A 15,623-nucleotide genomic window follows, 5' to 3' on the forward strand; every position below is an offset into this window, starting at 1 on the left:
TGCGCCGAAAGGGTTAATGGGTTGGGCGAGCCACCGCGATACGCGATACTCATCAGGCGTTTAATTTCCGCCGGTCCGCTGTCCGGACCACGCGTTGTCCGCCGAGCGGCCCTCTCGCTAACGTGCCGCGTCGGGGAGACAGGGGGGAACCGTATGAACGAACGCCTTCGCGTGCTCGTGGTCGACGACCATCCGCTGTTCCGGTTCGGGGTCTGCACACTGCTCGCCAACGAACCGCTGGTCGACGTGGTCGGTGAAGCCGCGAGCGGCGCGCACGCGATCAGCGCGGCGAGCGCGCTCAGGCCCGACGTCGTGGTCATGGACCTGCATCTGCCCGATATCAGCGGTGCCGAAGCGACCCGACACATCGTCGCCGAACGGCCGGAAGTCGGTGTGCTCATGCTGACGATGGCGGACGAGAGTGAATCCGTTTTCTCGGCGATGCGGGCCGGAGCCCGCGGATATCTGCTGAAGGACGCGGAGCCCGACGAAATCATCCGCGCCGTTCACGCCGTCGCGAGGCGCGAAGCGATCTTCGGGCCGGACATCGCGACGCGCGTTCTCGGCTTCTTCAACCACGCGCAGCCGAACACGGACACGGTGTTCCCGGAACTCACCGTCCGCGAACGAGAGGTCCTCTCCCTCATCGCCGGCGGGCACAGCAACACCGCCATCGCCAGCACTCTCTGTCTCAGCCCGAAAACCGTGCGGAACCATATTTCGAACGTCTTCAGCAAGCTCCACGTCGCGGATCGCGCCGAAGCGATCGTCCGTGCCCGCGAAGCGGGGTTGGGCCGGTGAAAAAGCGACCCCGATAAGGGCGGCTTTTCGGGCAATTCCGGGACCGGAGTCCCATGCGCTCGGGACACCTCACCCGGCAGGGTGAGTAGCGCGAGGGGTGGGACCCTCGCACCGTTCGAGGGGAATGGGAATCACATGTTCGAACCGAACAGGACACCGGTGGTCGTCCGCGCCACCGATCCGATTTTGCACAACGGCGTCTGCATGACGCTCCGCTCCCGTGACGACGTCTGGCTGGTGGACGGGGAGACCGCCGACCCGACCATGGTGGCCCTCCTGGTCACCGACCGCCTCGACGAGGCCATGACGCAACTGCTGTCCGCACTGCACCACCAAGGATTCACCCGCATCGTGCTCATCGCGGGTGAAGTCGACGACAACGAGATCCTCAGCGCCATCGAGCACGGTGTCTGCGCGGTCGCCCGCCGGTCCGAAGCGGGCGCCGACGTCCTGGTCCGGCTGATCAAGGCGGCCGCGGCCGGGGAAGGCGCGCTGCCGCCCGACCTGCTCGGCAGGCTGCTGCACCGGGTCTCGCGGCTGCAACGCCAGGTGCTGCAGCCGCGCGGCCTGCATTTCGGCGGCATGAGCAGCCGGGAGACCGAGGTGCTCAAGCTGGTCGCGTCGGGGTTCTCGACGCAGGAGATCGCAGACCAGCTTTGCTATTCGCAGCGCACGGTGAAGAGCATCCTGCACGACGTGACCAACCGGTTCCAGCTCCGGAACCGCTCGCACGCGGTGGCCTACGCACTGCGTGAGGGATTGATCTGACCCCGTGATCAGCCAGGTCGACGAGGCGTTGTGCCTGCTCATCGCGCCCCATCTGCCGGAGGGGACGGTGGTCCGGCTGGATCCGCCGAAACCCACCTGGCAGACCGAGACGCGGGTGTCGAGCGTCGATCTGTTCCTCTTCGCCCTGCACGGCGCCGGCCCGGAAACCGGCGCCGTGCGGGGGCAGCGGTGCGAACTGTCCTATTTGGTCACCGCGCAGGCCGACAAGGTCCGGGACGAGCACACCCTGCTCGACCGCTCGCTGCGGATCCTGCTCGGGACGGAGTTCCTCATGGTCGGCGACCAGCAGGCGCGGATGGCGCTCGCGCGAACCGATCCGACCGGGCTGTGGGCGGGCCTCGGCCTGCCCGCCCGGGCGGCGTTCGTCGTCACGGTCACGGCGGAGTACCGAGACTGAGCACCGAGGACCGCCGCAGGACCACCCCGCCGATGGACGAGAGCTGCCCGCCGAAGAGCTCACACCATTCGGCGGCCGTCTCGGGCAGGCCGCATTCACCGGCCCGCTTCGCCCATCCCGCGCGGACTTCGAGGCGGTAGCCGAGGATGCCGGTCAGGGTCAGCCCGTTCCGGCTGGCGCCGACGCCGCACATACCCCGGTAGAGCCGGGCGTCCGGCGGCCGGAATTCGGCGCTCTGCTGGACGAACCGGTGTCCCGCCGCCCCGGTCACGGTCGCGACCGGGGTGTCGATCCCGCTGACGAACAGCCCTTTCGACAACAGATCCAAGGCTTCCGCCTCCATCCGCTCCAACACACCGGGCGGGCGGCGGCACGCGTACAGCGCACCGTCGAAGGACAACCCCACGGTGACCGCCACCTTGCCGATCTCCAGGGTCGCCGCGGCCACCGGACTCACCGGCGGGTGGTACCGGAACGCCGTCGCACGCACCCCTCGAAGGTAGGTCGGCGCGCTTCCGTGGGCTTGCCCGATCGGGACGTCCTTGGGGAGGTCTTAGCGCGGGACCCGCTCGGCAGGCCAGCGCACCTCGGCCACGTCGCCCGGCCGGGGCACCTTCAGGAAGAGGCTGAACACCGCGGGCTGCTTGCTCGACAGCTCCAGCCTGCCGCCGTCTGCCTCGATGAGCGCGCGGGCGAGCGCGAGCCCGACACCGGTCGACCCGCCGCCGGAGAAACCGCGTTCGAAGATATGCGGCGCGAGTTCGTCGGGCACTCCCGATCCGGTGTCGGCGACCTCGACGACGACGGTGCCTTCCGTGTCGCCGCGCCGAGCGGCGAGCGTCACCGTTCCCGCGCCGTGGCGCAGCGCGTTGTCGAGCAGGACGCCGACGACCTCACGCAACCGGCCCGGTGTCGCCCTCGCCCTCAGCCCGTCGGTGACGCGGATCCGCAGATGCCTGCCTTCGGCGCGAAGCAGCTGTCGCCACTCTTCGGAGACTTCGGGAAGCACTTCCTGCAGGTTCACCGGTTCCGCGCCGACCTCGCGTGCCGCGCGTGCGGCGGCCAGCAGTTCGTCGAGGGCCTCGGCGAGCCGGTCGGCCTGTTCTTGCGCGGCCTTCGCCTCGTCGACGACGTCCTGGTCGGAGTGGATGGTGAGCGGTTCTAGCCGCAGCTGCAACGCGGTCAGCCTGCTCCGCAGCTGATGGGAGACGTCGCCGACGAGCTGTCGTTCGCGCTGGACGAGCTGCGCGAGCGCCGAACCGGACGCGTCGAGCGCCTCGGCGACCATGTCGAGTTCACCGACGCCGTAGCGTTTGGGATCCGGCCGGAAATCGCCGCCGCCGAGTTTGACCGCGCGATCCGCGACGTGTCTCAGCGGTTTCGCGAGCCTTCGCGCGGTCACCGTCGCGACCACCGTGCCGGTGCCCACCGACAGCACGACCAGCAGCACCACCAGCAGGGTGACCTGGGTCTGGCGCGTGCGCATCGGCCCGGCGGGCACGGCCAGCTCGACCTCGCCGTGCAACGCGATCGGCGCCTTCTCGGACACCACGTCGGAACCCGGGTCGGAGCCGTAGCGTTTCTCGATCTGCCCCTGGGCGCGGACGGTCAGCAGCCCGCCCTGCGGGACGCCCACGCGGACCAGGTCGAGGTTGATCGGCTGGCCGACGGCGATCTCGTTGTCCAGCGTCGCCGCGATCCCGCGTGCCGAAGAGGCGAGGTTCTCCCGGTTGAGGTTCTCGACCAGCTGCCACGCGGTGATCCCCAGCGGGATGCCCAGCACCGCCGCGGTGACCGCGACGGCGAGCAGGATCGCCAGGAGGATGCGGCGGCGCATGCTATTCCGCGTTGAAGCGGAAGCCGACGCCGCGGACCGTGGCGATCCGCCGTTCGCCGTCGCCGTTCCCGCCGGGTTTGCCCGCCCTGCCCGCGGCTTCGTCGGCCGCGATCGCGAGTTTCCGCCTGAGCCACGACATGTGCATGTCGAGCGTCTTCGAGGTCTTCGATTCGAGGTCGTTCCACACCTCGGCGAGGATCTCGTCGCGGCTGACCACCTGGCCCGCGCGGCTCATCAGTACGCGGAGCAGCTCGAATTCCTTGTTCGCCAGCTGCACCTCGTGCAGGTCCACGGTGACCATCCGGGCGCCGAGGTCCATCCGCACTCCCCCGGCTTCGAGCACGTCGGGCGCCCGGCGGCGGAGCAGCGCACGGATGCGGGCCAGCAGTTCGGCCAGCCGGAACGGCTTGGCGACGTAGTCGTCGGCGCCGGCGTCGAGCCCGACCACGAAGTCGACCTCGTCGGTCCGCGCGGTGAGCATCAGCACCGGCACCTCGGTGCCGCTGGCGCGCAGGCGGCGGCACACTTCGAGGCCGTCCATCCCGGGGAGGCCGAGATCGAGGACCAGCAGGTCCACCCGGTCGCTCTCGGTCGCGTCGAGGGCGGCGGGCCCGTCGCCGACGACCCGCACGTCGTACCCCTCCCGCTGGAGTGCGCGGGAAAGCGGATCGGCGATGGCCGGGTCGTCCTCGGCGAGTAGCACCATGCTCACCTGGCCAACTCTACGACTGCCGGGCGTGAAACCATCGTCACCGTGCCTGGCTACGAGAATGATCTGGAACTCGCCACCCGGCTGGCCGACGCCGCCGACGCCATCACCACCGCCCGGTTCCGCGCGCTCGACCTCGCGGTGGAACACAAACCGGACCGGACACCGGTCACCGACGCGGACACCGCCGTCGAGGACGCCATCCGCGCGATCCTCGCCGCGGACCGGCCCGACGACGCGGTGCTCGGCGAGGAACGCGGCGGCACCGCGGCGACCGGCCGCGCCTGGGTGCTCGACCCGATCGACGGGACCAAGAACTTCCTGCGCGGGGTCCCGGTCTGGGCGACGCTGATCGCGCTGGTCGAAGACGGCACGCCCGTGGTGGGCATGATCAGCGCGCCGCTGCTCGGCCGCCGCTGGTGGGCCGCCGACGGCGACGGCGCCTGGATGAGCGACTCCGCCGGGGCACGCCGCATCTCGGTGTCGAAGGTCGCGTCGCTCGAAGACGCGTATCTGTCCACAACGGACCTGAACTCGTGGGTGGAGTACCACTCCCGCGAGAAGTACCTCGACCTCGTGAACGCCTGCTGGGAAAGCCGCGCGTTCGGCGACTTCTGGCACCACTGCCTGGTGGCCGAGGGCGCGCTCGACGTCACCGCGGAATGCATCGTGAACCCGTGGGACGTCGCCGCGGCGCAGGTGCTGATCACCGAAGCCGGTGGCCGGTTCAGCGACCTGAACGGCGAAGCGCGCTACGACAACGGCTCGGCGCTTTCGACGAACGGTCTGCTGCACGACGAGGTCTTGGCGATCCTGAAGCGCTGACGCGCGTGGCGTGTCGCGAAAGCCACTTTCGGGACATCAGACGTCGCGAAAGTGGCTTTCGCGACACCGGGGCTGCCGGGCTGGCTGGGAAGGTGCTCCAAAGGGAGCGCAGGTTGCGAAAGCCACTTTCGCAACCTTCAACGTTGCGAAAGTGGCTTTCGCAACGCCTCGGCCAAGACGGGTCACTGCGCCCCAGGCAGCAGGCCGACGGCACCGCGCGCGACCTGCGACCACGCGAGACGCCCGAAGAGGTAATGGCAGGCGACCTGTTCGCTGGTGAACCGCGCCCAGTCGTACCGGTTTCCCTGCTCGCGCCAGAAGACCTCCCAGGCCGGTTCGGCGCCTTCCTCCTCGGTGCGCATGAGGCACCACGCGTTGTCCGTCTCCGCGCCGACCGACACCACTTCGGGCGGCACACCCAACGCGGCCAGCCACCGCAGGATCGTCCCCGTGTTCACCGAACCTCCCCCGTGACGTCCGCCAGGAAGCCCAGCGTGACGAGTTCATCGGCGCCCAGCACCGTGCGGAAGCACACCCCGCCGCCGGGCTGGCCGAACCATCCCGCGGTCACCGAGCGCCAGGCCGGCAGTGCCCGCGCGACGCGGTAACGCCGGTACGAGGTGACCTGATCGGGTGGCAGCGAGCGCATCGAAAACAAGGTCGCGTCCTCGGCGAACACCCGGCCGTGCTGATCCCCGAAGCGGTCGAGGTGGGTGCCCACCTCGAGCATCACCGGCCTCGCCGGAACGGCGTCGTCGGGCCACAGGAAACCGGTCTCAGTCACGAAACGCGCTTTCCAGTCCTCTTCGGACATTCCGCCCCACGGATCGTGGCCCCTGGTCAACTCGGCCGGGGGCGCGACGCCCGGAGCCGTCGGCGAGCGCCGGAAACCGCTGCTGACGTGGGACAACGCGTCCAGGTCGTCGAGCACGTCCGCCTCGGGATGATCCTGCGGGCCGGAACCGCCCTCGGGGAGCGGCAATTGGCGCGCGGGTTTCCCCATCGCCACCGGTAGATGCCCGATGGGGAACATGTGCACGAGGAACAGCGCGATCACGCTCTCCCGCTCGGTCCGCAAGGCCCCCATCGGAGGTGGAGCGGCGGGCTGGGGCGGAGGGAACGGCACGCGCAGCGGCGCCACCGCGGGCGGCCACGGCGAAGGCGCGTACGCGGCACGCACCCCGTGCGGCGGGGTCGGGGCGTCGTACTCGGCAGGCAGCCGGATCGGGCCCGTTCCGGCCTCGCTCGGATCGGTCACCGCACCTCCCCCAAGGATTCGGACCCCACCGGTGAACGGGGGAGGCAGCGGACAGGACGCGTCACGACCTTAGCGCCGTCCGGCGTTCTCGTCGGCGGATACCCGAAAGCGCATCAAGGCCCGCGCGGGCGGACGGCATTCGACGAGGTCGAAACCCGCCTTCGCGAACATGCTCACCGTGCCGTGGTACAGATCCGCACCCGGTCGCTTCCCCAGTACCTCGACGGGGTAACCCTCGACGACGCGCGCCCCACGCTCGGCCGCGTAGTCGACCGCCGCCCGCAGCAGGGCGGCCGAAAGCCCTTGGCGACGGCTCTTCCGGCCGACGTAGAAGCACGTCACCGACCAGACCCCGGCGTGGTCTCCCGCCGACGCCGCGACCGGCGACCTCTCCAGCCGCGGGTTGTCCGGCCGGGGCGAGACGGCGACCCAGCCGAGCGGTTCGTCGTCGGCCAAGGCCAGCAGCCCCAACGGTTTCCCGGCGGCGACTTCGGCACGGACGTGCGCTTTGCGGCCGTCCGTGCCCGCCTGTTTGAACGCGGGTCCCGTCAGCCGGAAGAAGGCACACCAGCAGCCGCCCTGCACACCTCCGGGCCCGAACAGCCGCTCGAACAGCGGCCAGGTCTCGTCCGTGAGTTCGGCGAACCTCATCCCGCGAGCGCGTTGACCACCCGGGACGGGCTCGGCCTGCCCAGCTTCCCTGCCATCCACTTGCTCGTCGCCACCAGCGCGTCGAGATCGACACCGGTTTCGACGCCGAGACCGTCGAGCATCCACACGAGGTCTTCGGTGGCGAGGTTCCCGGTGGCCGATTCGGCGTACGGGCAGCCGCCGAGCCCGCCGGCCGAGGAGTCCACAGTGGACACGCCGCAGCGAAGGGCGGCGAGCGTGTTCGCCAGCGCCTGGCCGTAGGTGTCGTGGAAATGGACGGCCAGGGTGCCGACGTCGGCGAACTGCCCGATCAGTGCCTCGACCTGGCCCGCGGTGGCGACGCCGATGGTGTCGCCGAGCGAGAGCTGCGAGCAGCCGAGGTCGAGAAGCCGCTTACCCACCCCGGCGACCTGCGCGGCCGGGACGGCGCCCTCCCACGGGTCGCCGAAGCACATCGACACGTACCCGCGGACGTCGAGACCTTCGGCCCGCGCCCTGGTGACGACCGGCTCGAACATCGCGAACTGGTCGTCCACCGTCGAGTTGAGATTCTTCTTGGCGAAGGTTTCGGTGGCGCTGGCGAAGATCGCGATATGCGAGACCCCGGCCTCCAGCGCCCTGTCCAGCCCGCGCTCGTTCGGGACGAGCACCGGATACCGGACGCCTTCGCGCTTTTCGAGCCCGGCCAGGAGCTGCTCGGCGTCGGCCAGCTGCGGCACCCACTTCGGGCTCACGAAACTGGTCGCTTCGAGCGTGGTCAGCCCGGCGGCGGCGAGTTTGTCCAGGAACTCCAGTTTGACCTCGACCGGGACGATCGACTTCTCGTTCTGGAGACCGTCACGCGGGCCGACCTCCCAGATCGTCACCCGCTCCGGCAGCGCGTCGGCCGACGGAACGCGGTCGGGCAGCCCCAGCTCTCGCGTGCCCATCAGCGGCGCCGGTTTCCGCGCGGCGGGTGCCCCTGCGGCGGAAGCGGCTCGGTCTGCTGCGGCGCACCCGGCGCGAAGTCGTCGTACGGGTTGTCGTTGACTTCGCGGTAGATGACCGTGTGCACCCGCTCGACCTTGGGGATGTCGTCGAACTTCAGCGGTTCGTCCGAAGCGGACTCGATCACCAGCGTGCCGCAGCCGAACACGCGGTCCAGCAGCCCGTGCTCGAACTGGACGCTGTTGATCCGCGACAGCGGGATGTCGATCCCGGTCCGCTTGAGCACGCCTTCACGGGCGATCAGCCGGTCCGTGGTCACGATGAAATGCGTCGTGCGCCAGCGGACGAACGGCGCCAGGAAGAGCCACACGACGAGACCGAGCCCGACCGCGGCGATCGCGATCTCGGAGATCAGGTCCCACGGGGCCGTCGCGTCCTTCGCGACGACGGCCAGCCAAATGCCCACGCCGAGCGTCACGATCAGCGCGAGGAACGGGAAGATCAGCATCTTGAAATGCGGGTGACTGTGCACCACGACGTGCTCGTTTTCGCTGAGCAAATCGTCCGGATAGGCCACGACGGACGCTCCCAAAGTGTGTTCGGCGCTGGTGAGCTCACCGTACCGGCGAACGGTCCCCGCGGAAGAGGAGACGCCGGAAATCGAGACGCACGGATCAGGCCTCGGCGGGCCGAACGTGGACGACGTCGCCGGCGAACACCGTGTACCGCTCACCCCCCGGAACGTCGACCTGGAGCTGGCCCGCGGGATCGATGTCGGCGGCGCGCCCGGTCAGCGCCGAGCCGTCGGGCAGCTGGACCTCGACGTCCTGGCCCAGCGTGGCGCAGTACCGCCGGTAGTCCCCGAGCAGCCCGGCCTCGGCCAGCGACCCGCCGGCGAGCCGCCAGCGGCGTTCGAGCTCGTCGAAACCGGTGAGCAGCCGCGAGGCGATCTCGGCGCGATCGGTCTCCGTCGCGCCCTGCTCGGCCAGCGAGGTCGCGGGCAGGCCGCCGGGCCCGGCCGGGACGTTCTCGCCGAGCGGCAGCACGTTCAGGCCGATGCCGAGGATCACGGTGGTCTCGTCACCGGCGACGGCCTCGGCCAGGATGCCCGCGCATTTGGCGCGCTCGGGGCCGGCGAGGACGTCGTTCGGCCACTTGAGGACGGCGTCGACGCCGATGCCCGCGGCGACCTCCCGGACCGCGAGGCCCGCGACCACGGAAAGTGAACCCAAATTGGCGAACGGGACGCCGCCGGGACGCAGCAGGACACTGACGTAGAGGCCCGATCCCTTCGGCGACGCCCACTGCCGCGCGCGGCGGCCGACCCCGGCCGTCTGCTCTTCGGCGATCAGCACGGTGCGGTCTTCGGCGCCCTTCGCGGCGGCTTCCCGCAGGTCGGCGTTGGTGGACCCGGTGCTCTCCACGACCTGGATCGCGGCGTACCGGCCGGACAGCGTGGCACTCAGGCGCCCGGCGTCGAGCGCTCCCGTCTCACTCATTCGTCCAGAATATGAGAGTCCCCCTAACGTGCAAGGCGTTCGCTCGTTACGCAGAGGTGGTCTCCAATAACCTGGACGGCGTGACTGAGCCCGACCCGGCCCCGAGCGCGCCCGAAACCAGCCGGAAGAAGTCGTGGGCGCACGGCGTGGCGATGCGCGGCCTGGTCGCCCTCCCCCTGGTCGCGGGGCTCGCGACGGCGGGCTGGCTGCTCGCGGGCGGCAACGATCCCGCCCCGGCCGACGGGCGCCAGCCGATCCCCGTTCCCGCCGCCAAGCAGGATCCGGCCACCGTCGGCGGCGGCGCGGGTCCGTCGGTGCTCGAAGTCAGCGCGCCGGTGAAGGCGCAGGAGACGCCGAAGGGCGCCCGGCCGCTCGAAGAGTGGGCCGGCAAGCTCGCCGGGGCGCTCGACATCCCGGCGAAGTCGCTCATGGGATACGCGAACGGCGAACTGGCGCTGCGCGGCGAGCAGCCGAACTGTCACCTGTCCTGGGTCACCCTCGCCGGGATCGGCGCGGCGAGCTCGAACCACGGACGCGGCGGCGACAACCCGCTCGGCCTGTCGGCGCAGCAGTGGAAGAAGCACGGCGCGTCGATCCCCGGTATCGCGAAACCCGCGATCACCGATCCCGACTCCGCGTCGGTCGCCGCCGGCCGCGCCCTGTGCGCCTCCGGGGCCGACCTCGGCGGCGGCAACGGCTGGTGGAAGGCCATCGCCGGCTACCAGGGCGGCAAGGGCAACGACGCCGAACTGTTCCGCCAGCGCGTGCTCGGCAACGCCCAGCTGTACGCGACCCTGTCCCTCGACCCGGCGCGGGCCGGCAGCCCCGCCGTGAAGGCGACCCGGTTCGCCCTCGGCCAGCTGGGCCTCCCGTACGTGTGGGGCGGCAACGGCCCGGAGGCGGGCGCGGCGGGCTTCGACTGCTCCGGGCTGACCAAGAAGTCCTACGACGAAGCCGGGATCTCGCTCCCCCGGACCGCGGACAGCCAGTTCCGGGCGCTGCCGCAGGTCTCCGGCGAGCCGAAACTCGGCGACCTCGTGTTCTACGGGAACCCGGCGACGCGGATCCACCATGTCGGGCTGTACCTCGGGAACGGGCTGATGATCAACGCGCCCACCCAGGGCCAGGCGATCCAGATCCACACGTATCACTCGAAGGGCGACGACTACACCGGCGCGGGACGGCCCGCGAATTAGGCCGCGCCGGACGCCATGTCGGAAAACCGCCAGCCACGCCGGTGATCCTTTCGTAGCGTCCGGACATGCGCATTCGACATCGTGACCGGGAGCCCCGGGTACACGCCGACGCCTACGTCGCACCGACCGCGACCCTCATCGGGGACGTGGAAGTGGCCGCCCACGCCCGTGTTCTGTCGGGCGCCGTGCTGGACGCCGAAGGCTCGCGGGTGACGGTCGGCGAATACAGCATCATCGGCGAGCACGCCGTGCTCCGCGCGTCCGCGGTGGCCGGACCGCAACCGGTCGACGTCGGCGATCACGTACTCGTCGGCCCACACGCGACCTTGCTGGGGTGCACGGTCGGCCGGTGCTCCTACCTGGCGACAGCGGTGACCGTGCTGCAGACCGCGCGGCTCGGCGAGGGCACCACCGTCGCGGTCGGTGCCCTGGTGCACGCGCGCACCGAGACCCCGGCCGAGTACTTCGTGCCGCCCTTCACGGTCGCGCTGGGCGACCCGGTCCGGCTGCTCGCCGCCGGCGACCCGGCCTTGCCCGACGCCATCCGCGACGTGGGCTTCGCCGAAACCGCGTTCGGGGCCACGGCGACCTGGACCGACCGGATCCGGCGCGCCGAACACGCCACCGAAACCCGCTCGGCCGAGCTCGGTGCCCATCGAGACGACGTCGTGCTCTGACCTCAACCGGCCAAGCCACCCTTGGGCCCCGGCACCGGCGGTTACCGTGGCGCCCATGCGTTCGATCGAGTTCCGCAGGATCTCCACGAGACCGGCCGGGCGGGAAACGTCGCTTCAGTTCCTGATCGACGGCGTTTCGTTCCTGGAGCTCGTGCGCGAAGCCGAACTTCCCGGCGCGCTCGCGGAACAGAAGGAGAGCATCGAGGAATGCCCGTCGGAGCCCGCACCCCTGCTCGCCGGGGATTACGCTCCCTCGACGAGGCTTTCCGCCGAGCATCTCCTCGGCGGGGTGCCGGATCGCGTTCCGCACGGCGTCGAAGACGACGAGCACCTCTTGCTGGGATGCACTTGCGGTATCGACGACTGCTGGGCGTTGGTGGCGAAGATCGTGGCCGCCGAGGACACGGTGACCTGGTCGGCTCTGCGTAATACGTACCGCGACTGGGATTACGGCAGCATCGGTGATCTGACGTTCTCGCGGCAGGACTACGAGAGGTCGCTTCGCGCAGCTTTCGGCGATGGGTAGCGCTAGTGGGGCCGGCGCAGCCGGTGGACGGCGGGCATCGGCATGTCCCGGGAGAACGGCCAGCCGATCCCCGGCCGGATCCCGGCCAGCAGGCGGGACACGAAGGTCCCGTGACTGCCCACCAGCACGACACCGCCGTCATGCTCCTCCGCGAGCCGATCGACGGCGGCCATCGCGCGCGCCGTCAGCTGCCGCAGGCTCTCCGCGCCCGGACGCGCGAAATCCGGATCCGCCCAGCATCGCTCGTAGTGCGCGGCGTAGTCCGGTGTCGGCTCCAAGCCCGAGTCCCACTCACGTAGTTCCCAGCGTGTCGTGACTTCGAGCCCGGCCTGCCTGGCCGCGGGCTCGACCGTCGCGACCGCTCGCCGGTACGGACTCGACACGACCGCCGTCGGGTTCATCGCGGCGAGTTCGTGCGCGAGCAGTTCAGCGGCGGCGACGCCGGCCGCGGTCAATGGCCGCTCCGGATCGTCGGGCCTCCCCGGTGATGGCGGAACGGACTCGGCGTGCCGGACCAGGACGACCTCGCAGCTCACGCCCGCTCGGCCAGCCACTCGAGCGCGGCCTCCCCATGACGGAGCACCGAGACGTGCCCGTCCTCGGGAAAGACGCGCGACTCCGCCGTCGCGCACTGCCGGGCCAGCCATTCGCCGTGCGCGGGCGGCACGATCCGGTCCGCGCCACCGTGCAGGTGCAGGACCGGCGCCCGGACGTCGGACGGCGAGAACCCCCAAGGGGCGACGTACGCGAGGTCGTCGTCGATCAGCCCGCCGGGCCCGCCCTCGACCGCGGGACCGACCACGTCGAGCACCCACTTCCAGTCGCCCGCCAAGGCCGCGTGATCCGCCGGGGTGAACATCTCGGCGTCGTATTCGGCGGTCGCCTCGTACCGCTCCTTTTCCGCCCGGCCCGCCGCGGCCGCCCTCAACGAGGCGGCTCCCGCCGCGCCCATCCCCGCGAACCAGTCCAGCCCTTCGGCGTCGTACGGAGCCAGGCTCGCGACGCAGACCAGCGCCGACACCCGTTCCGGCACCAGGGCCGCGCAGGCGAGGGCGTGCGGCCCGCCTCCGGAATGCCCGAAGACCGCGAACCGCTCGATCTCCAGGGCGTCGGCGATCTTCTCGACGTCCGACGCCGCCGACGCGACATCCCGGCGGGGCCGCGGCGAAGAACCGCCGTAACCGGGCCGGTCGTAGGAGACCCACCGCAGCCCGAGCCGCTCGGCGGCCGTGAACAGCGGGACCGGCGGGGCGCCGATGTTCGGGGTGCCGTGGTGCCAGAAGACCACTGGCCCGGCCCCGCCGGTGTCGTACGTGTGAAGCGTGGTCCCGTCCCCCAGGTCCACGTCGGACTCGCTCACCATGGCCCGAGCGTAGGGCACCCTGGAGCCATGTCCCGCTATCACGAGATCAAGCACCGCCTGGCTACGACCTTTCAGCGCCACGTCGGCAACCCGATCCTCGGCCGCCTGCCGTCCCAGCCGATCCTGGAGACCACCGGCCGCAGATCCGGGCTGCCGCGGAGCACGCCGATCGGTGGCCGCCGGGTGGGCCGCTCGTTCTGGATCGTCTCGGAGTTCGGCGAGAAGTCGCAGTACGTCCGCAACATCCAGGCCGATCCGCGGGTCCGGCTCCGGCTCAAGGGGCGGTGGCACACCGGCACGGCGCGCCTGCTCCCCGACGACGACGCCCGCGCCCGGCTGAAGACCCTGCCCACGGTCAACAGCGCCGCCGTGCGGGCGATCGGCACGAACCTCCTCACCATCCGGATCGATCTCGACGACTGAACGTTTGCCTTGACGCCAAGGGCAAGGTTTACGCTCGGTTCCATGCGGATCGGCGAACTCGCCGCGCGTACCGGAACCACCACCCGCGCGCTGCGTTTCTATGAGTCACAAGGGCTTCTCGACGCACGGCGCGCGTCGAACGGCTACCGGGAGTACGACGAGGACGACTACCGCCTGGTGAACGAGATCCTGACCCTGCAAGCGGTCGGGCTCAGCCTCGAAGACACCAGGCCGTTCGTCGAGTGCCTGCGCGCCGGGCACGAGACCGGTGACTCGTGCGCCGATTCGATCGAGGTCTACCAACGCAAACTCGCCGAGGTGGACGCCTGTCTGGCCCGGCTCAACGACGTGCGGGAAAGCCTGCTGACGAAGCTGGCGGGCGCGCTGAAAACGCCGCCGGGGCCGTGCGTCGTCACGCCGCGAAACGAGGAGGCCTGAATGTCCCTTTCCGTCGTCACCGACGAAACCTTCCAAGAGCTCGTCCTGGATCAGGACACGCCCGTCCTGGTGGACTTCTGGGCGCAATGGTGCCCGCCGTGCCACATGATCGCGCCGGTGCTCGAACAGATCGCCGAAGAGCGGGCTGGCTCACTGCTCATCCGCAAGCTCAACTCCGACGAAAACCCGCTCACGGCCCGGAATTATCAGGTCATGTCGCTGCCGACGCTGATCCTTTTCCGGGGCGGGAGTCCAGTGTGGACGACCGTCGGGGCCCGGCCCAAGGCCAAGCTGCTGGCCGACTTGGACGCCGCTCTGCACCCCGCCCTCTCGTGAGTGGTGAGGGTTAAGGCAGCCGTGTCGGCGTTGCGAAAGCCACTTTCGCAACGTTGAAGGTTGCGAAAGTGGCTTTCGCAACCTCGGCGCCTCCCGGTGCCCCCGCGGCATGTCGCGAAAGCCACTTTCGCGACGTCTGATGTCCTGAAAGTGGCTTTCGCGACACGAGCACCGGGAGCCGACGCACCGCTGAAGTAATTGTGTTGCGTCGGGCGCCGTCCGTTCGCATCCTTCTCCCATGACTTCGACCCGCACCTTCCTGACCCCGTCCTCCGTCGTCCGACGGGTGCGGGTGCAGCAGCAGGCCGGGTCCTGGCGGAGGCCGACTCCAGTCCGGCCGTGAGCGCCGCGCTCGTCGCGGGCCTGCTCGCCGGGTATGGCATCGCCATCCCGGTGGGCGCGGTCGCGACCTATCTCGTGGTGCTGACGGCGAGATCGGGCCTCAAGATCGGCGCGTACGCCGCGCTCGGCGTCGCCACGGCCGACGGGTTGTACGCGCTGGCCGCGGTTCTCGGCGGCGGCAAGCTCGTTCCTTTCATCGAGCCGATCGCCGTACCGCTGCGCTGGGTGTCGGTGGTGGTGCTGCTCGCGCTGGCCGTCCACATCGGACTCAGCGGGATCCGGAACTTCCGCGCTCACGCGAAAGCCGAGGTGACCCAGCCGGTCGCGATCGGGCCACTGAGGGCGTACCTGAGCCTGCTCGGGATCACCTTGCTGAACCCGACGACGGTGGTCTACTTCGCGGCACTCGTACTCGGCAGCGAGGACATGGCCGCGGCGAGCGGAGCGGAACACGTGGTCTTCGTGGCGGCGGCGTTCGCCGCCTCGGCCAGCTGGCAATTGTTCCTCGCCGGTGGCGGTGCCGTGCTCGGCAAGGCGTTGACCGGACGCCGCGGGCGGCTGGTGACCGCGCTGGCGTCGAGCGCGCTCATCACCGTGCTCGGGCTGCGACTGCTCTGGTGAGAAACGGT

Annotated in this window: 22 protein-coding genes; 11 read left to right on the forward strand and 11 right to left on the reverse strand. The window is 70.4% G+C overall.

Annotation, left to right across the window (positions count from 1 at the left end):
- The first annotated feature begins 153 nt into the window (after positions 1-153).
- The 3 genes from NQK81_RS18045 (at position 154) to NQK81_RS18055 (ending at position 1,987) form a co-directional block, all read left to right on the forward strand.
- Positions 154-801, forward strand: a complete 648-nt coding sequence (locus NQK81_RS18045; RefSeq protein ID WP_257489103.1) for a response regulator — start codon at positions 154-156, stop codon at positions 799-801.
- A 135-nt stretch (positions 802-936) separates the two neighbouring features.
- Positions 937-1,569: a helix-turn-helix transcriptional regulator gene (locus NQK81_RS18050; RefSeq protein WP_034304824.1), complete on the forward strand. Its 633-nt coding sequence runs from the start codon at positions 937-939 to the stop codon at positions 1,567-1,569.
- A gap of 4 nt (positions 1,570-1,573) precedes the next feature.
- A complete protein-coding gene (locus tag NQK81_RS18055; protein WP_257489104.1) occupies positions 1,574-1,987 on the forward strand; it encodes a hypothetical protein in 414 nt (137 codons plus the stop codon).
- Here NQK81_RS18055 and NQK81_RS18060 read toward each other — a convergent pair.
- The 3 genes from NQK81_RS18060 to NQK81_RS18070 form a co-directional block, all read right to left on the reverse strand.
- Positions 1,965-2,477, reverse strand: a complete 513-nt coding sequence (locus tag NQK81_RS18060) for a hypothetical protein (RefSeq protein ID WP_257489105.1) — start codon at positions 2,475-2,477, stop codon at positions 1,965-1,967. The genes NQK81_RS18055 and NQK81_RS18060 overlap by 23 nt on opposite strands.
- A gap of 63 nt (positions 2,478-2,540) precedes the next feature.
- A complete protein-coding gene (locus NQK81_RS18065; RefSeq protein ID WP_126735183.1) occupies positions 2,541-3,824 on the reverse strand; it encodes a sensor histidine kinase in 1,284 nt (427 codons plus the stop codon).
- 1 nt (position 3,825) lies between these two features.
- On the reverse strand, positions 3,826-4,530 hold the full coding sequence (locus NQK81_RS18070; protein WP_034304815.1) for a response regulator transcription factor: 705 nt from the start codon (positions 4,528-4,530) through the stop codon (positions 3,826-3,828).
- Positions 4,531-4,569: 39 nt separating this feature from the next.
- Here NQK81_RS18070 and hisN point away from each other — a divergent pair, with 39 nt between their 5' ends.
- Positions 4,570-5,358 carry a histidinol-phosphatase gene (gene hisN / locus NQK81_RS18075; protein ID WP_371878906.1) on the forward strand — a complete coding sequence of 263 codons (789 nt, stop codon included), beginning with the start codon at positions 4,570-4,572 and terminating at the stop codon, positions 5,356-5,358.
- A gap of 182 nt (positions 5,359-5,540) precedes the next feature.
- Here hisN and NQK81_RS18080 read toward each other — a convergent pair whose 3' ends face one another.
- From NQK81_RS18080 to NQK81_RS18105, 6 genes are all read right to left on the reverse strand, one after another.
- Complete coding sequence (locus tag NQK81_RS18080; RefSeq protein WP_037316053.1) at positions 5,541-5,816, reverse strand: hypothetical protein; 276 nt, start codon at positions 5,814-5,816, stop codon at positions 5,541-5,543.
- Positions 5,813-6,616, reverse strand: a complete 804-nt coding sequence (locus NQK81_RS18085) for a TNT domain-containing protein (RefSeq protein WP_257489107.1) — start codon at positions 6,614-6,616, stop codon at positions 5,813-5,815. The genes NQK81_RS18080 and NQK81_RS18085 overlap by 4 nt, the downstream gene beginning before the upstream one ends.
- A gap of 69 nt (positions 6,617-6,685) precedes the next feature.
- Entirely contained in the window at positions 6,686-7,267 is a 582-nt protein-coding gene (locus tag NQK81_RS18090) for a GNAT family N-acetyltransferase (RefSeq protein ID WP_257489108.1), read from the reverse strand.
- Positions 7,264-8,196 carry a hydroxymethylglutaryl-CoA lyase gene (locus NQK81_RS18095; RefSeq protein WP_126735187.1) on the reverse strand — a complete coding sequence of 311 codons (933 nt, stop codon included), beginning with the start codon at positions 8,194-8,196 and terminating at the stop codon, positions 7,264-7,266. Before NQK81_RS18095 ends, NQK81_RS18090 begins: the two co-directional genes overlap by 4 nt.
- Complete coding sequence (locus NQK81_RS18100; RefSeq protein ID WP_126735188.1) at positions 8,196-8,771, reverse strand: PH domain-containing protein; 576 nt, start codon at positions 8,769-8,771, stop codon at positions 8,196-8,198. The genes NQK81_RS18095 and NQK81_RS18100 overlap by 1 nt, the downstream gene beginning before the upstream one ends.
- Before the next feature lie 97 nt (positions 8,772-8,868).
- Positions 8,869-9,693, reverse strand: a complete 825-nt coding sequence (locus NQK81_RS18105; protein WP_257489109.1) for a biotin--[acetyl-CoA-carboxylase] ligase — start codon at positions 9,691-9,693, stop codon at positions 8,869-8,871.
- A gap of 80 nt (positions 9,694-9,773) precedes the next feature.
- On the opposite strand from NQK81_RS18105, the gene NQK81_RS18110 reads away from it, so the two are divergent.
- From NQK81_RS18110 to NQK81_RS18120, 3 genes are all read left to right on the forward strand, one after another.
- Positions 9,774-10,889, forward strand: coding sequence for a C40 family peptidase (locus tag NQK81_RS18110; RefSeq protein WP_257489110.1), 1,116 nt, complete (start codon positions 9,774-9,776; stop codon positions 10,887-10,889).
- Positions 10,890-10,954: 65 nt separating this feature from the next.
- Positions 10,955-11,566: a gamma carbonic anhydrase family protein gene (locus tag NQK81_RS18115; protein WP_257489111.1), complete on the forward strand. Its 612-nt coding sequence runs from the start codon at positions 10,955-10,957 to the stop codon at positions 11,564-11,566.
- Between the two features lie 55 nt (positions 11,567-11,621).
- Entirely contained in the window at positions 11,622-12,092 is a 471-nt protein-coding gene (locus NQK81_RS18120; RefSeq protein ID WP_257489112.1) for a hypothetical protein, read from the forward strand.
- 2 nt (positions 12,093-12,094) lie between these two features.
- Here NQK81_RS18120 and NQK81_RS18125 read toward each other — a convergent pair whose 3' ends face one another.
- Together NQK81_RS18125 and NQK81_RS18130 are read right to left on the reverse strand one after the other, a co-directional pair.
- Positions 12,095-12,646, reverse strand: a complete 552-nt coding sequence (locus NQK81_RS18125; protein ID WP_257489113.1) for a histidine phosphatase family protein — start codon at positions 12,644-12,646, stop codon at positions 12,095-12,097.
- A complete protein-coding gene (locus NQK81_RS18130; RefSeq protein WP_257489114.1) occupies positions 12,625-13,455 on the reverse strand; it encodes an alpha/beta fold hydrolase in 831 nt (276 codons plus the stop codon). The genes NQK81_RS18125 and NQK81_RS18130 overlap by 22 nt, the downstream gene beginning before the upstream one ends.
- 27 nt (positions 13,456-13,482) lie before the next feature.
- On the opposite strand from NQK81_RS18130, the gene NQK81_RS18135 reads away from it, so the two are divergent.
- From NQK81_RS18135 to NQK81_RS18150, 4 genes are all read left to right on the forward strand, one after another.
- The gene (locus NQK81_RS18135; RefSeq protein WP_257489115.1) at positions 13,483-13,878 is read left to right on the forward strand and encodes a nitroreductase/quinone reductase family protein; all 396 of its coding nucleotides are present in this window, start codon (positions 13,483-13,485) and stop codon (positions 13,876-13,878) included.
- Positions 13,879-13,920: 42 nt separating this feature from the next.
- Positions 13,921-14,316 (forward strand): MerR family transcriptional regulator, encoded by a 396-nt coding sequence (locus NQK81_RS18140; protein ID WP_034304804.1) that lies wholly within the window; start codon positions 13,921-13,923, stop codon positions 14,314-14,316.
- Complete coding sequence (gene trxA, locus NQK81_RS18145) at positions 14,317-14,652, forward strand: thioredoxin (protein WP_257489116.1); 336 nt, start codon at positions 14,317-14,319, stop codon at positions 14,650-14,652.
- 339 nt (positions 14,653-14,991) lie between these two features.
- Entirely contained in the window at positions 14,992-15,615 is a 624-nt protein-coding gene (locus NQK81_RS18150; RefSeq protein ID WP_257489117.1) for a LysE family transporter, read from the forward strand.
- The last annotated feature ends 8 nt before the right edge of the window (positions 15,616-15,623 follow it).

Origin of the sequence: Amycolatopsis roodepoortensis (assembly GCF_024628825.1) — a bacterium.
Taxonomy (GTDB): domain Bacteria; phylum Actinomycetota; class Actinomycetes; order Mycobacteriales; family Pseudonocardiaceae; genus Amycolatopsis; species Amycolatopsis roodepoortensis.

Bases quoted from the DNA above. Each gene is read 5' to 3' on its own strand.
- NQK81_RS18045 (WP_257489103.1), top strand. From the start codon at position 154: ATGAACGAACGCCTTCGCGTGCTCGTGGTCGACGACCATCCGCTGTTC.
- NQK81_RS18050 (WP_034304824.1), top strand. From the start codon at position 937: ATGTTCGAACCGAACAGGACACCGGTGGTCGTCCGCGCCACCGATCCG.
- NQK81_RS18065 (WP_126735183.1), bottom strand. From the start codon at position 3,824: ATGCGCCGCCGCATCCTCCTGGCGATCCTGCTCGCCGTCGCGGTCACC.
- NQK81_RS18070 (WP_034304815.1), bottom strand. From the start codon at position 4,530: ATGGTGCTACTCGCCGAGGACGACCCGGCCATCGCCGATCCGCTTTCC.
- NQK81_RS18090 (WP_257489108.1), bottom strand. From the start codon at position 7,267: ATGAGGTTCGCCGAACTCACGGACGAGACCTGGCCGCTGTTCGAGCGG.
- NQK81_RS18095 (WP_126735187.1), bottom strand. From the start codon at position 8,196: ATGGGCACGCGAGAGCTGGGGCTGCCCGACCGCGTTCCGTCGGCCGAC.
- NQK81_RS18105 (WP_257489109.1), bottom strand. From the start codon at position 9,693: ATGAGTGAGACGGGAGCGCTCGACGCCGGGCGCCTGAGTGCCACGCTG.
- NQK81_RS18115 (WP_257489111.1), top strand. From the start codon at position 10,955: ATGCGCATTCGACATCGTGACCGGGAGCCCCGGGTACACGCCGACGCC.
- NQK81_RS18120 (WP_257489112.1), top strand. From the start codon at position 11,622: ATGCGTTCGATCGAGTTCCGCAGGATCTCCACGAGACCGGCCGGGCGG.
- NQK81_RS18130 (WP_257489114.1), bottom strand. From the start codon at position 13,455: ATGGTGAGCGAGTCCGACGTGGACCTGGGGGACGGGACCACGCTTCAC.
- NQK81_RS18135 (WP_257489115.1), top strand. From the start codon at position 13,483: ATGTCCCGCTATCACGAGATCAAGCACCGCCTGGCTACGACCTTTCAG.
- NQK81_RS18140 (WP_034304804.1), top strand. From the start codon at position 13,921: ATGCGGATCGGCGAACTCGCCGCGCGTACCGGAACCACCACCCGCGCG.
- trxA (WP_257489116.1), top strand. From the start codon at position 14,317: ATGTCCCTTTCCGTCGTCACCGACGAAACCTTCCAAGAGCTCGTCCTG.